Annotated in this window: 12 protein-coding genes and 1 other RNA gene; 12 read left to right on the top strand and 1 reads right to left on the bottom strand. The window is 41.0% G+C overall.

Going from position 1 to position 14,366, the window contains the following annotated elements:
• Nucleotides 1-48 precede the first annotated feature (48 nt).
• Nucleotides 49-396: a transfer-messenger RNA gene (gene ssrA, locus ADH31_RS09595) on the bottom strand.
• 206 nt (nucleotides 397-602) lie between these two features.
• On the opposite strand from ssrA, the gene recJ reads away from it, so the two are divergent.
• From recJ to glnR, 12 genes are all read left to right on the top strand, one after another.
• A complete protein-coding gene (gene recJ, locus ADH31_RS00720) occupies nucleotides 603-2,828 on the top strand; it encodes a single-stranded-DNA-specific exonuclease RecJ (RefSeq protein WP_025171304.1) in 2,226 nt (741 codons plus the stop codon).
• A 134-nt stretch (nucleotides 2,829-2,962) separates the two neighbouring features.
• A complete protein-coding gene (locus tag ADH31_RS00715; RefSeq protein ID WP_000359372.1) occupies nucleotides 2,963-3,247 on the top strand; it encodes a DUF2695 domain-containing protein in 285 nt (94 codons plus the stop codon).
• Nucleotides 3,248-3,473: 226 nt separating this feature from the next.
• On the top strand, nucleotides 3,474-5,135 hold the full coding sequence (locus ADH31_RS00710; RefSeq protein WP_049508298.1) for a ribonuclease J: 1,662 nt from the start codon (nucleotides 3,474-3,476) through the stop codon (nucleotides 5,133-5,135).
• Nucleotides 5,136-5,200: 65 nt separating this feature from the next.
• Nucleotides 5,201-5,980 (top strand): alpha/beta hydrolase, encoded by a 780-nt coding sequence (locus tag ADH31_RS00705; RefSeq protein ID WP_049508296.1) that lies wholly within the window; start codon nucleotides 5,201-5,203, stop codon nucleotides 5,978-5,980.
• A 106-nt stretch (nucleotides 5,981-6,086) separates the two neighbouring features.
• Nucleotides 6,087-6,788, top strand: coding sequence for a matrixin family metalloprotease (locus tag ADH31_RS00700; protein ID WP_049508294.1), 702 nt, complete (start codon nucleotides 6,087-6,089; stop codon nucleotides 6,786-6,788).
• A gap of 70 nt (nucleotides 6,789-6,858) precedes the next feature.
• Nucleotides 6,859-8,682 (top strand): excinuclease ABC subunit UvrC, encoded by a 1,824-nt coding sequence (uvrC, locus tag ADH31_RS00695; protein ID WP_049508293.1) that lies wholly within the window; start codon nucleotides 6,859-6,861, stop codon nucleotides 8,680-8,682.
• A gap of 71 nt (nucleotides 8,683-8,753) precedes the next feature.
• Nucleotides 8,754-9,704 (top strand): 16S rRNA (cytosine(1402)-N(4))-methyltransferase RsmH, encoded by a 951-nt coding sequence (gene rsmH, locus ADH31_RS00690; RefSeq protein WP_049508291.1) that lies wholly within the window; start codon nucleotides 8,754-8,756, stop codon nucleotides 9,702-9,704.
• A 9-nt stretch (nucleotides 9,705-9,713) separates the two neighbouring features.
• Nucleotides 9,714-10,031: a cell division protein FtsL gene (gene ftsL / locus ADH31_RS00685; protein WP_049508288.1), complete on the top strand. Its 318-nt coding sequence runs from the start codon at nucleotides 9,714-9,716 to the stop codon at nucleotides 10,029-10,031.
• 3 nt (nucleotides 10,032-10,034) lie between these two features.
• Nucleotides 10,035-12,290, top strand: coding sequence for a penicillin-binding protein PBP2X (gene pbp2X, locus ADH31_RS00680; protein ID WP_049508287.1), 2,256 nt, complete (start codon nucleotides 10,035-10,037; stop codon nucleotides 12,288-12,290).
• 1 nt (nucleotide 12,291) lies between these two features.
• Nucleotides 12,292-13,272, top strand: coding sequence for a phospho-N-acetylmuramoyl-pentapeptide-transferase (gene mraY, locus ADH31_RS00675; RefSeq protein ID WP_049508285.1), 981 nt, complete (start codon nucleotides 12,292-12,294; stop codon nucleotides 13,270-13,272).
• 129 nt (nucleotides 13,273-13,401) lie between these two features.
• Nucleotides 13,402-13,929 (top strand): FUSC family protein, encoded by a 528-nt coding sequence (locus ADH31_RS00670; RefSeq protein ID WP_025171302.1) that lies wholly within the window; start codon nucleotides 13,402-13,404, stop codon nucleotides 13,927-13,929.
• 75 nt (nucleotides 13,930-14,004) lie between these two features.
• Nucleotides 14,005-14,361 (top strand): transcriptional repressor GlnR, encoded by a 357-nt coding sequence (glnR, locus tag ADH31_RS00665; protein ID WP_000659543.1) that lies wholly within the window; start codon nucleotides 14,005-14,007, stop codon nucleotides 14,359-14,361.
• Nucleotides 14,362-14,366: the final 5 nt, after the last annotated feature.

The raw sequence follows: 14,366 nt of genomic DNA, 5'->3' as shown, positions 1-14,366 counted from the left end.
ATCGAGACTTTGTCTATCGATTTCTGTCCCACCGCCTTTTTTAAAATATAATGGAGCCGGTGGGAGTCGAACCCACGTCCAAACACCTGCTAACATATTTGTCTACAACCATAGGTTATGTATTGTTTTAACAGCTCCTCGACACATAACTCAAGCCTAGGAACTGCGAGTCTATCAATCTCTTATCAAACTGCTAGACAAAGTTTGATCGTATCTCGCTAATAATAAGACCTGTCATTGAACACGAGCGATCCAAATCGGGTCACGCCTGCTGGTTTTTAGGCAGCTAGAGCGTAAGAAGTGTTATTTTTTGCAGTTATATTTAACTGAGCGTTTACGTCGCCACACGAGTCGCAAAATATGCCTCATAATGCCTGTCGAATCCGTAACGACCCCAAAAGACAATACAATTATTATACCTTATCTGAGGGGAAATTGCAAAAGTCAAGTAAAAAAAGGAATGACACTTTGGGATATCTATGTTTTATAAGTGGTTGTTTAGAACGATGAAGAGTCATTAACTTAGTAAGAAAATCAAGAGAAAAACTGGAAATCATGTTATAATAAAAAGATAGAATCGTAAGAAAGAGTGGATGATTTTTTTGATAATTCCTACTTATAATTGGCAATTCGCTCCGCAAGTTGAGGATGCGGATTTTACAAAGATAGCTAAGAAAGCTGGTTTGGGACCTGAAGTAGCTCGTTTGTTATTTGAACGAGGCATCAAGGATGAAACTAGTCTGAAAAAATTTTTAGAACCTTCTTTGGAGGAATTACATGATCCCTACCTTTTAAATGATATGAAAAAGGCAGTGGAGCGGATTCGCTATGCTATTGAGCAAGGGGAACTGATTCTTATTTACGGGGACTACGATGCGGATGGGATGACTTCGGCTTCCATTGTTAAGGAAAGTTTAGAACAGTTAGGCGCTGAGTGCCTGGTCTATCTTCCTAATCGTTTTACGGACGGCTATGGTCCAAATGCCAGTGTCTACAAATATTTTATCGAACAGCAGGGCGTGTCTTTGATTGTGACGGTGGACAATGGTGTGGCGGGGCATGAAGCCATTGATTTGGCTCAGTCTATGGGAGTGGACGTCATTGTGACCGACCACCATTCTATGCCTGAGGTTTTACCAGATGCCTATGCTATTATCCATCCTGAACATCCAGGGGCGGACTATCCTTTCAAGTATTTGGCGGGTTGTGGGGTCGCTTTTAAGTTGGCTTGTGCCCTTTTGGAAGAAGTACAGGTCGAGTTGTTAGACTTGGTTGCAATTGGGACAATTGCCGACATGGTCAGCTTGACGGACGAAAATCGTATCATGGTCCAATATGGTCTTGAGGTCTTGCGCAATACTCAGCGAATGGGATTGCAAGAAATGTTTGAAATCGCTGGGATTTCGAGTAGTGATGTGACAGAAGAGACAGTTGGTTTTCAGTTAGCACCGCGTTTAAATGCTCTAGGACGTTTGGATGATCCCAATCCAGCTATTGATTTGTTGACTGGATTTGACGATGAGGAAGTACATGAAATCGCCCTTTTGATTCATCAGAAAAATGAAGAACGTAAGGAAATTGTTCAGTCCATTTACGATGAAGCCAAGGGCATGGTGGATCCTGATAAAAGTGTTCAAGTTTTGGCTAAAGAAGGCTGGAATCCGGGAGTTCTTGGAATTGTAGCTGGGCGTTTGCTTGAAGAACTAGGTCAGACAGTTATAGTCTTGAATATCGAAGATGGACGCGCCAAGGGGAGTGCTAGAAGCATAGAAGCAGTCGATATCTTTGAAGCCTTGGACCCACATCGAGAACTGTTTATCGCATTTGGTGGTCACGCAGGTGCTGCAGGTATGACTCTTGAAGTGGAAAAGTTGGAAGTCTTGTCTGATGTTTTGGAAGCCTATATCCGAGAAAAAGGTGCAGATGCCCAAGGTAAAAACAATCTATTTTTAGACGAAGAACTGGACTTAGAGGCCTTGAGTTTGGAGACGGTGAAAAGTTTTGAACGTCTAGCTCCTTTTGGGATGGATAACCAAAAACCTGTCTTCTATATTCGAAATTTTCAAGTTGAAAATGCTCGCGTTATGGGGGCTGGTAATGCTCATCTCAAGCTGAAAATTTCCAAAGGTGAGGCCAGTTTTGAGGTAGTCGCTTTTGGTCAAGGGAAATGGGCGACTGAATTCTCACAGACCAAGCAATTGGAATTGGCGGTGACTCTCTCTGTCAACCAATGGAATGGACAAACCACCTTGCAGTTGATGATGATTGACGCCCGTGTAGAAGGTGTCCAGCTCTTTAACATCCGTGGTAAGAATGCCCTGTTGCCAGAAGGTGTACCTGTTTTGGACTTTACGCAAGAGTTACCTGATGTGACCTCTTGTCCAGCTATTGTCGTGAAGAATATCCCTGAGGATATATCCCTTCTTAAGAAAATCTGTCAGGAGCAGGAATTTTCAGCTCTTTACTTTAAAAATGATATAGCTAAGGCTTACTACTTGACGGGCTATGGCACAAGAGAGCAGTTTACAAAATTGTATAAAACTATCTATCAGTTCCCAGAGTTTGATATTCGCTATAAACTCAAGGATTTGGCGGCCTATCTCAAGATTGAGCAAATTCTATTAGTTAAAATGATTCAGATATTTGAAGAGCTTGGCTTTGTGACCATTGAAAATGGTGTCATGAGGGTGAATAAAGAGGCTGAAAAGCGTGATATAGCTGAGAGTCAGATTTATCAAAAGCTGAAACAAACTGTCAAGGAGCAAGAAATAATGGCGCTTGGAACAGTCCAGAAAATCTATGATTTCTTAATGGAAAAAAGTGAATAGAGATAGAAAGAGTTGGCTTGCTGACTCTTTTTATATTCATGAATAAGCTCCAATTGGAGTCGGTTTTGTGTTATAATGAGGAAAGAGGACTAGTTGGCAGATAAACTGGTCAAAGGAAAGTCTAGAGGTGTCAAATGGATAAGCTGAAGAAAAAGAGATTACGAGCGGACTATAAAAAGCAAGAAAGACAAAAATTCGAAGAAAGTTTGCCCCTGTCAAGGGAGCTCTTTTTTGACTTGTTTGACTTTTTGGATGTAGAGCTTGAATATCAAGCTTGTCAGGAAGATTTTTTATTAACACAAACATTTCTAGAAGAGCACAATGTGGATGTCGAAACAGTTAGAGACTTTTTAGAAGCAAATGGAGCCTACTGTGACTGCGAAGTGTTATTCAATGTCGCGGAAAGATTTGAAGAGTGACAGGAAGCTAGTCAGAAAACATTCTTTTGAGGAGCTTGTAGTTCTCACTTGTTTGTGCATTTGAGAAGAGTTATTTATAGTTCTTTAACTGGAAACCTTCATTTTGAAAATTAGTAAAAAAATGGTATAATGAATGGAAAAGATTCGGCTGAAAGTGAATTGGACTTTCAGAAAAAGAGAGCATTTAAAGCTCTACAAACAGTTGAAGTGACTATTCGGAGGAAAAATGAATACTATTAAATTAACAACACTTGGGGGTGTACGTGAAAATGGTAAAAACATGTACATCGCAGAAATTAACGACTCGATTTTTGTATTAGATGCAGGTTTGAAATATCCTGAAAATGAACAGTTGGGTGTCGATGTCGTTATTCCAAATATGGACTATTTGTTTGAAAATAGCGACCGTATTGCTGGGGTTTTCTTAACACACGGGCATGCGGATGCGATTGGCGCCCTTCCTTATCTCTTGGCAGAAGCTAAGGTTCCTGTATTTGGCTCAGAGTTGACCATCGAACTAGCTAAACTCTTTGTTAAGGGAAATGACAGTGTCAAGAAATTTGATGATTTCCATGTGATTGATGAAAATACAGAGATTGATTTTGGTGGAACGATAGTGTCCTTTTTCCGTACAACCCACTCTATCCCAGAAAGTTTGGGTGTGGTTTTGAAAACATCTGAAGGCAACATCGTCTATACAGGAGATTTCAAGTTTGACCAAACAGCTAGTGAATCTTATGCCACTGACTTTGGACGTTTAGCCGAAATTGGTCGTGAAGGAGTCCTGGCTCTTCTAAGTGATTCTGCGAATGCAGATAGCAATATCCAAGTAGCCAGTGAAAATGAAGTTGGTGTAGAAATCACGCAAACCATCTCTGACTGGGATGGACGCATCATCGTTGCTGCAGTTGCAAGTAACCTTTCTCGTATCCAGCAAGTTTTTGACGCAGCTGCGGAGACAGGACGCCGTGTTGTTTTGACAGGATTTGACATTGAAAATATCGTCCGTACAGCGATTCGTCTGAAAAAATTGTCTCTAGCAAGTGAAAATCTTTTGATTAAACCAAAAGATATGTCGCGTTTTGAAGATCATGAGTTGATCATTCTTGAAACTGGACGTATGGGTGAACCAATTAACGGCCTACGCAAGATGTCTATTGGTCGTCACCGTTATGTTGAAATCAAAGAAGGTGATCTAGTTTATATCGTTACAACACCATCAATCGCCAAGGAAGCGGTTATGGCACGTGTAGAAAATATGGTCTACCAAGCAGGTGGAGTTGTCAAGCCAATTACTCATAGCTTGCGTGTGTCAGGACATGGGAATGCGCGTGATTTGCAATTGATGATCAATTTCTTGCAACCTCAGTATCTCTTCCCGATCCAAGGAGAATACCGTGAGTTGGATGCCCATGCTAAGGCTGCTATGGCAGTTGGTATGCTACCAGAACGTATTTTTATCCCTAAAAAAGGGACTACTATGTCTTACGAGCATGGGGACTTTGTTCCATCTGGTGCAGTTACAGCAGGCGATGTTTTGATTGACGGGAATGCTATTGGAGATGTTGGGAATGTCGTTCTTCGTGACCGTAAGGTCTTGTCAGAAGATGGGATTTTCATCGTGGCTATCACTGTTAACCGTCGCGAGAAGAAAATCATTGCTAAAGCTCGAGTGCACACGCGTGGATTTGTCTATCTCAAGAAGAGCCGTGATATCTTGCGCGAAAGTACAGAGTTAGTCAATCAAACAGTAGAAGACTATCTACAAGGTGAAGAGTTTGATTGGGCAGAGCTCAAAGGTAAGGTACGTGATAATTTGGCCAAGTTCCTCTTTGACCAAACCAAGCGTCGCCCAGCTATCTTACCAGTAGTCATGGAAGCAAAATAGGATCAAATAGCAAGAGAAAGTCGAGTTTCGGCTTTTTCTTATCTTAAATGAATAAGGAGCAAGTTATGGCAGTAATGAAGATTGAGTATTACTCAGAAGTTTTAGATATGGAGTGGGGAGTGAATGTTCTCTACCCTGATGCGTCTCGGGTTGAGGAGCCAGATTCTACGGATATTCCTGTTCTTTATCTCCTTCATGGGATGTCAGGAAATCACAACAGTTGGCTCAAACGGACCAATGTAGAGCGCTTGGTGCGAGGGACCAATCTGATTGTTGTCATGCCTAATACAAGTAACGGTTGGTATACAGATACTCAGTATGGCTATAACTACTATACAGCTCTAGCAGAAGAACTGCCTAAAGTGCTCAAACGTTTCTTCCCTAATATGTCTAGCAAGCGTGAAAAAACTTTTATCGCTGGCCTTTCAATGGGAGGCTACGGTTCCTTCAAGTTGGCTTTGTCAACCAATCGTTTCTCACACGCAGCTAGTTTTTCTGGTGCTCTTAGTTTCGAAGAGTTTTCTCCAGAAAGTCAAAATCTTGGAACGCTTGCTTACTGGCGAGGAGTTTTTGGCAAGCTTGATAACTGGGAAACTAGTCCTTATTCACTTGAAAGCCTTGCAAAAATGTCAGACAAGAAGACCAAGCTTTGGGTTTGGTGTGGCGAGCAAGATGTCTTGTATGCTGCCAATAACCTAGCGGTGAAGAACCTCAAAAGGCTTGGTTTTGATGTGACCTATAGCCATAGTGCAGGAACTCATGAATGGTATTATTGGGAAAAACAATTGGAACGATTTTTGGCTACACTGCCGATTGATTTTGTTTTGGAAGAACGCTTGTCTTAGTTTTAGTTTTCTTTCAGCTTACTAAAGTAAAATAAGGAATCTATCTTTAGAATGGGAATCCATGGTTTAAAGGTGGATTCTTATTTTTTTAGAAAGGCGGGAAATCATGTTCTGGATTATACGTGTTCTATGTCGATTGTTACTAGGAATTTGGCGCATGTTCTGGCGCCTTGTGTGGACTCTTGTAGTCTTAATTCTCATTGCTTTAGGGATTCTCTGGTATGTGACGGGAGATTTATCTGGTGTCTTCAATCAAGCGGGGCAACTTGTTCAAGTTGGTCAAGCAGGTTGGCATCAATGGCAAGAAACTGGTAAGTTGCAAGGCTTGTCTCAGACCGATCATCATCAAGATTCAGGAGTAAAATGGCCCCAAGCGCAGGCGACAATTTATATTGATCCTCAAATGGATGCAACCTTTCAAAAGGCTTATGTTGAGGCTATTACCAATTGGAATCAGACCGGTGCTTTTAATTTTGTACTTGTGACAGAACCTGACCAAGCAACTATTTTTGCTACTGAAATGAATGATGGTTCCACATCTGTTGCTGGTGAGGCGGAGAGCCAGACAAATCTCCTAACCAAACAATTTACTTCAGTAACAGTTCGTTTGAATCATTATTATCTATCCAATCCAAACTATGGCTATACCTATGATCGTATCTTGCATACGGCAGAGCATGAGCTAGGTCATGCCATTGGCTTGGAACATACTAATGAAGTGTCAGTCATGCAGCCAGCAGGTTCTTATTATGGTATTCAGGCTCAAGATGTTCAAGCAGTTCAAGAACTATATGAGTCTGGAGAATAAGTGATTTTCAAACGAAAAATAGAGCTCCTTGATGTAAGCAATGAAGGGGGCTTTTTGCTATAATGGAACTATGAATAACTTGATTAAATCAAAACTAGAGCTCTTGCCGACCAGCCCTGGTTGTTATATTCACAAAGATAAAAACGGAACGATTATCTATGTAGGAAAGGCTAAAAATCTACGTAACCGTGTACGGTCCTATTTCCGTGGGAGTCATGATACCAAGACAGAAGCCTTGGTGTCTGAAATTGTAGACTTTGAGTTTATTGTTACGGAATCCAATATTGAGGCCCTCCTTCTGGAAATCAACTTGATTAAGGAAAATAAGCCTAAATACAATATTATGCTCAAGGACGACAAGTCCTATCCTTTCATCAAAATTACCAATGAGCGCTATCCTCGCTTGATTATCACCCGTCAGGTCAAGAAAGACGGAGGTCTCTATTTTGGACCCTATCCGGATGTGGGGGCGGCCAATGAAATCAAGCGACTTCTGGATCGGATTTTCCCTTTTCGCAAGTGTACTAATCCACCATCGAAGGTTTGTTTTTATTACCATATCGGGCAGTGCGTGGCTCACACCATCTGTAAGAAAGACGAGGCTTATTTTAAAGCTATGGCCCAAGAAGTCTCTGATTTTCTTAAGGGACAGGATGACAAAATCATCGATGACCTCAAGGAAAAGATGAATGTGGCAGCTCAGAGTATGGAATTTGAGCGTGCAGCTGAATATCGAGATCTGATTCAGGCCATTGGAACCCTTCGGACCAAGCAACGAGTTATGGCCAAGGATCTCCAAAATCGCGATGTCTTTGGTTACTACGTGGATAAGGGTTGGATGTGCGTTCAGGTATTCTTTGTCCGCCAAGGTAAGCTCATTGAGCGTGATGTCAACCTTTTTCCTTACTACAATGATCCAGATGAAGATTTCCTGACTTACGTTGGGCAGTTTTATCAAGAAAAATCTCATCTGGTTCCCAATGAAATTTTGATTCCTCAGGATATTGATGACGAGGCTGTTAAGGCTTTGGTGGATACCAAGGTTCTCAAACCCCAACGTGGGGAGAAAAAACAACTGGTTAATCTCGCTATCAAAAATGCGCGTGTTAGTCTAGAGCAGAAATTTAACCTGCTAGAAAAATCAGTTGAAAAGACTCAAGGTGCCATTGAAAACTTGGGACGACTCTTACAAATTCCAACCCCAGTCCGCATCGAGTCCTTTGACAATTCCAATATCATGGGGACTAGTCCAGTTTCTGCTATGGTTGTTTTTGTCAATGGTAAACCGAGCAAGAAGGATTACCGCAAGTACAAGATTAAGACGGTGGTCGGACCAGATGACTATGCTAGTATGCGAGAGGTCATCCGCAGACGCTATGGGCGCGTCCAGCGTGATGGCTTGACCCCGCCAGATTTGATTGTCATTGATGGAGGGCAAGGTCAGGTAAATATTGCCAAGCAGGTTATTCAAGAAGAGTTAGGGTTAGATATTCCAATCGCAGGTCTGCAAAAAAATGATAAGCACCAAACCCATGAATTGCTCTTTGGAGATCCGCTTGAGGTGGTAGAGCTGTCTCGCAATTCTCAGGAATTTTTTCTCCTACAACGAATCCAAGATGAGGTCCATCGCTTTGCAATCACCTTCCACCGTCAACTTCGCTCTAAAAATTCCTTCTCCTCTCAATTGGATGGAATTGAAGGCCTGGGTCCAAAACGCAAGCAGAACTTGCTGAAATATTTCAAATCTCTGACAAAAATCAAGGAAGCCAGCTTGGATGAGATTGTCGCCGTTGGTATACCAAGAGCAGTGGCAGAAGCGGTTCATCACCACTTGAATCCTCAAGAACGAGTAGAACTAGCTCAGGTAGCAGAGCCACCTGCTGAATACAAGTGATAAAGTAGTAAGGAGAGGTTTTTGCTTTAGCGAGTGCAAGCTAGTCAGAATTGTGGTAAAATAGATAAGATATGACTAAAGAATTTCATCATGTAACGGTCATGCTCCATGAAACTATTGATATGCTAGATGTGAAACCTGATGGTATTTACGTTGATGCGACCTTGGGTGGAGCAGGCCATAGCGAGTATTTATTAAGTAAATTAAGTGAAAAGGGGCATCTCTATGCCTTTGACCAGGACCAGAATGCCATTGACAATGCCCAAAAACGTCTGGCACCTTATATCGAAAAAGGAATGGTTACCTTCATCAAGGACAACTTCCGTCATTTGCAGGCACGTTTGCAGGAAGCAGGTGTAGAAGAGATTGATGGCATTTGTTATGACTTGGGAGTTTCTAGCCCGCAGTTGGATCAGCGTGAACGAGGTTTTTCTTATAAAAAAGATGCGCCACTGGACATGCGGATGAACCAAGAGGCTAGTTTGACAGCTTATGAGGTTGTCAATCGCTATGACTATCATGACTTGGTACGAATCTTTTTCAAATATGGAGAAGATAAGTTTTCCAAGCAGATTGCTCGGAAGATTGAACAGGCGCGTGAGTTGAAACCGATTGAGACAACGACTGAATTAGCAGAGATTATCAAGTCTGCTAAGCCTGCCAAGGAACTCAAGAAAAAAGGTCATCCGGCCAAGCAAATTTTCCAAGCCATCCGTATTGAGGTCAATGATGAATTAGGAGCTGCAGATGAGTCCATCCAACAAGCTATGGAATTACTAGCAGTGGACGGAAGAATCTCAGTCATCACTTTTCATTCGCTTGAAGATCGCTTGACTAAGCAGTTATTTAAGGAAGCTTCTACAGTTGAAGTTCCTAAAGGACTACCTTTCATCCCAGATGATCTCAAGCCCAAAATGGAATTGGTATCTCGGAAGCCGATTTTACCAAGCAAGGAAGAATTGGAAGCCAATAATCGTTCCCACTCAGCCAAGCTTCGAGTGGCAAGAAAAATTCACAAGTAAGAGGAAATAATGGCAGAAAACAGAGGAACAACGAGCCAATTGCTACAAGCTCGTATAAAAAAATTTTCACGTGTTGAAAAGGCCTTTTACTTTTCAATTGCCATCACAGCCCTTGTCTTAGCAATTAGTGTAGTCTATATGCAGACAAAACTTTTTCAGGTCCAGAGTGATTTGACAAGAGTCAATGCACAAATCGAGGAAAAAAAGACAGAGCTAGATGATGCCAAACAAGAAGTTAATGAATTGATCCGATCAGAACGTTTGACCGGAATTGCAAATTCTCAAGAGTTGCAATTGAATAATGAAAATATTCGATCGGCGGAGTAGTATATGAAAACCTGGAAAGAAAAAATAGTACACTTTGCCATTAAGAATCGCAAATCTCCCCTTGAAAACCGCAGACGAGTTGGGAAGAGCCTCAGTCTCTTGGCCGTCTTTCTATTTGCTGTTTTTTTGGTTAATTTTGCGGTGATTACTGGTACGGGGAAGAAGTTTGGTGTTGACCTGGTCAAAGAAGCCAGTAAGGTTCACCAAACGACTCTAACAGTTCCTGCTAAGAGGGGGACCATTTATGATCGTAATGGAACGCCAATTGCTGAGGATGCAACGTCCTATAATGTTTATGCTGTCATTGATAAAGACTATAAATCAGCTAATGGAGATGTTCTATATGTAGAGGAATCTCAGTACAATAAGGTAGCCGAAATTTTCCATAAGTACTTGGATATGGAGGAGACCTACGTAAAGGATCAACTCTCTCAACCAAATCTCAAACAGGTTTCCTTTGGTGCTAAAGGAAATGGGATTACCTACGCTAATATGATGTCCATTAAACAGGATTTGGAAACTGCTAAGGTTGAGGGTATTAATTTTACGACTAGTCCAAATAGAAGTTATCCAAATGGGAAATTTGCATCATCCTTTATTGGTTTAGCACAGTTACATGAAAATGAAGATGGCACGAAAAGTCTAATTGGGACATCTGGTATCGAGAGTTCCTTAAATAGTTTATTGGCAGGGACAGATGGTATTATTACATACGAAAAAGACCGTCTAGGTAATATTGTTCCTGGTACAGAACAAGTCACCCAACAGACCGTAAACGGGAAAGACGTCTATACGACCCTATCTAGTCCTTTGCAGTCCTTTATGGAAAGTCAAATGGATGCCTTTCAAGAGAAAGTAAAAGGCAAGTATATGACAGCAACCTTGGTCAGTGCTAAAACAGGGGAAATTCTTGCAACGACGCAGAGACCAACCTTCGATGCTGATACTAAGGAAGGGCTGACTAAGGACTTTGTTTGGCGTGATATCCTCTATCAAAGTAACTATGAGCCGGGGTCAACCATGAAGGTTATGACGCTCGCTGCTGCTATTGATAATAACACTTTCCCAGGAGGAGAAGTTTTCAATAGCAGTGAATTAAAAATAGCGGATGCGACGATTCGAGATTGGGATGTTAATGCTGGTTTGACTACTGGTAGGATGATGACTTTCTTACAAGGTTTCGCTCTCTCCAGTAATGTTGGAATGAGTCTACTTGAACAAAAAATGGGAGATGCTACTTGGTTGGATTATCTCAATCGCTTTAAGTTTGGGGTGCCGACGCGTTTTGGTCTGACTGATGAGTATTCAGGTCAATTGCCTGCAGATAATATTGTCGATATTGCCATGAGTGCATTTGGTCAGGGGATTTCTGTAACGCAGACCCAGATGCTACGTGCTTTTACAGCCATTGCGAATGACGGAGTTATGTTAGAACCAAAGTTTATTAGCGCCCTTTATGATCCAAATGATCAGTCAGTTCGGAAGTCGCAAAAAGAAGTTGTGGGTAATCCTGTTTCTAAAGAAACGGCTAGTTTGACTAGGGAAAACATGATTTTGGTTGGTACAGACCCTATTTATGGGACCATGTATAATCGTAATGATAATAAACCAGTAATTACTGTTCCTGGTCAGAATGTTTCTGTCAAATCTGGAACAGCTCAAATTGCCGATGAGCAAAACGGAGGATATTTAGTTGGGAAAACCAATTATATCTTTTCTGTAGTAACCATGCATCCTTCTGAAAATCCTGATTTTATTCTTTACGTAACAGTTCAACAGCCAGAACACTTTTCTACACCTTGGTTTGGAGAATTTGCTAATCCTATTCTTGAACGAGCTTCTGCTATGAAAGAATCTCTTAATCTTCAGTCTACAGCTAAAAATCTGGATCAAGTTACAACAACAACTAATTATGCAATGCCAGCGACCAAGGACTATAGTCCGGGAGATATGGCAGAGGAACTGAGACGCAATCTTGTTCAACCAATCGTTATCGGTTCAGGAACAAAAATCAAGGACAGTTCAGTGGCAGAAGGAACAAATCTAGACGCTAATCAGCAAATCTTACTCCTTTCAGATAAGGTAGAAGAGATGCCTGACTTATATGGTTGGTCTAAGAAAAATGTTGAAACCTTTGCCAAATGGCTGAATCTTGAAGTTGAGTTTGAAGGTACAGGAGAAACTGTTAAAAAGCAAAGTGTTCGTTCTAATACAGCTTTAAAAGATTTACAGAAAATAAAAATAACATTAGGAGATTAGAATGCTTATTTCTATCTTTGCTGGAGTGATTGCCTTTATTCTAACAGTCATAGGAATTCCAGCCTTTATCCGTTTTTACCACAAAGCACAGATTACCGGTCAACAGATGCATGAGGATGTCAAACAACACCAAGCAAAAGCTGGGACACCAACAATGGGAGGACTCGTCTTTCTCCTAGCAGGAGTTTTAGTTAGTCTGGTCCTTGCTCTCATGACTAATCAATTAACCAATAATGTCGGAATGATCCTCTTTATCCTGGTCTTATATGGTTTGGTCGGTTTCTTGGATGATTTCCTCAAGGTTTTCCGCAAAATCAATGAAGGACTTAATCCTAAACAAAAACTCTTGCTCCAGTTAGTCGGAGGAGTGATCTTCTATTTCTTCTATGAAAGAGGAGGAGATATCTTAAATGTATTTGGTTATCCCTTGCATTTAGGAGTTCTGTATATTCTCTTTGCCCTCTTCTGGTTAGTTGGTTTTTCAAATGCAGTTAATCTGACTGACGGAATCGATGGCTTGGCAAGTATTTCTGTTGTGATTAGCCTATCTGCCTATGGAGTGATTGCCTATGTGCAAAATCAGCTCGATATCTTACTAGTGATTGTAGCTATGATTGGTGGTCTTCTTGGCTTCTTTGTCTTTAACCACAAGCCTGCTAAAGTTTTCATGGGAGATGTAGGTAGCCTAGCCCTTGGAGGGATGTTGGCGGCTATTTCCATGGCACTGCACCAAGAATGGACGCTGCTTTTGATTGGTCTAGTGTATGTCTTTGAAACAACATCTGTTATGATGCAAGTCACCTACTTTAAGTTGACTGGAGGAAAACGTATCTTCCGTATGACACCAGTTCACCATCATTTTGAGTTGGGGGGCTTTTCTGGGAAAGGCCAAGCTTGGAGTGAGTGGAAGGTCGACTTCTTTTTCTGGGGAGTGGGCTTATTCGCTAGTCTCTTGACTTTGGCTTTCATGTATTTGTTCTAAAAAGAGAGTGTGGAATCATCAGATAGAGAAGGATTAAGTTCCTTCTCTTTTCTATTTCCATCAGTTTATTGCATCCCCTTCTCAAAAATAGGTAAATTTATGGTAAAATGGAAATAGAAAGTTGAAATGATGAGTTATTTTAAAAAGTATAGATTTGACAAATCCAAGTTTAAGTTAGGGATGCGAACTTTCAAGACAGGGATCGCTGTTTTTTTAGTTCTCATGATTTTTGGTTTTTTTGGTTGGAAAGGACTTCAGATTGGAGCCTTGACTGCAGTTTTTAGTTTAAGAGAAGACTTTGACAAGAGTGTTCATTTTGGTACTTCTCGTATTCTCGGAAATAGTATCGGTGGTTTTTATGCCCTGATTTTCTTTCTCTTAAATAATCTTTTTCATGGCGCCTTCTGGGTAACTCTCCTTGTTGTTCCAATTTGTACCATGTTAACCATTATGACAAATGTTGCTATGAACAATAAAGCAGGTGTTATCGGTGGAGTTGCGGCTATGTTGATTATTACCTTATCAATTCCAAACGGTGAGACAGTTTTGTACGTGTTTGCTCGAGTTTTTGAAACCTTTATGGGTGTTTTTGTAGCAATTCTTGTAAATTACGATATTGATCGTTTACGGAGCATTTTACTGAAAAAAACAAAATAATGTCACAAGATATAACATTATTGATTGACGATTGAATTTTTTTAGACTATAATAGACAGAAAGAAGGAAGTGTACATGAAGGAAAAAGAATTTCGTCGCAATATGGCAGTTTTTCCAATTGGTAGTGTTATGAAACTGACCGATCTTTCGGCGCGCCAAATTCGTTATTATGAAGACCAGGAATTGATTAAGCCTGATCGTAACGAGGGCAATCGCCGTATGTATTCTTTGAATGATATGGATCGGTTGCTTGAGATTAAAGATTATATCTCTGAAGGTCTGAACATTGCTGCCATCAAGAAAAAATATGCTGAACGTGAGGCGAAGTCTAAAAAACCAGTGAGTCAAACTGAAGTGCGTAGAGCGCTTCGGAATGAAGTTCTCCAGCAAAGTCGCTTCGCTTCTCAACAATCACCTTTTGGTCGCGGTTAGGCAAC

It is taken from the genome of Streptococcus pseudopneumoniae, from assembly GCF_001072375.1.
GTDB lineage: Bacteria > Bacillota > Bacilli > Lactobacillales > Streptococcaceae > Streptococcus > Streptococcus pseudopneumoniae_L.
Note: the sequence above shows the minus strand (reverse complement) of the source record. Positions and strands in the feature narration are given on the sequence as shown.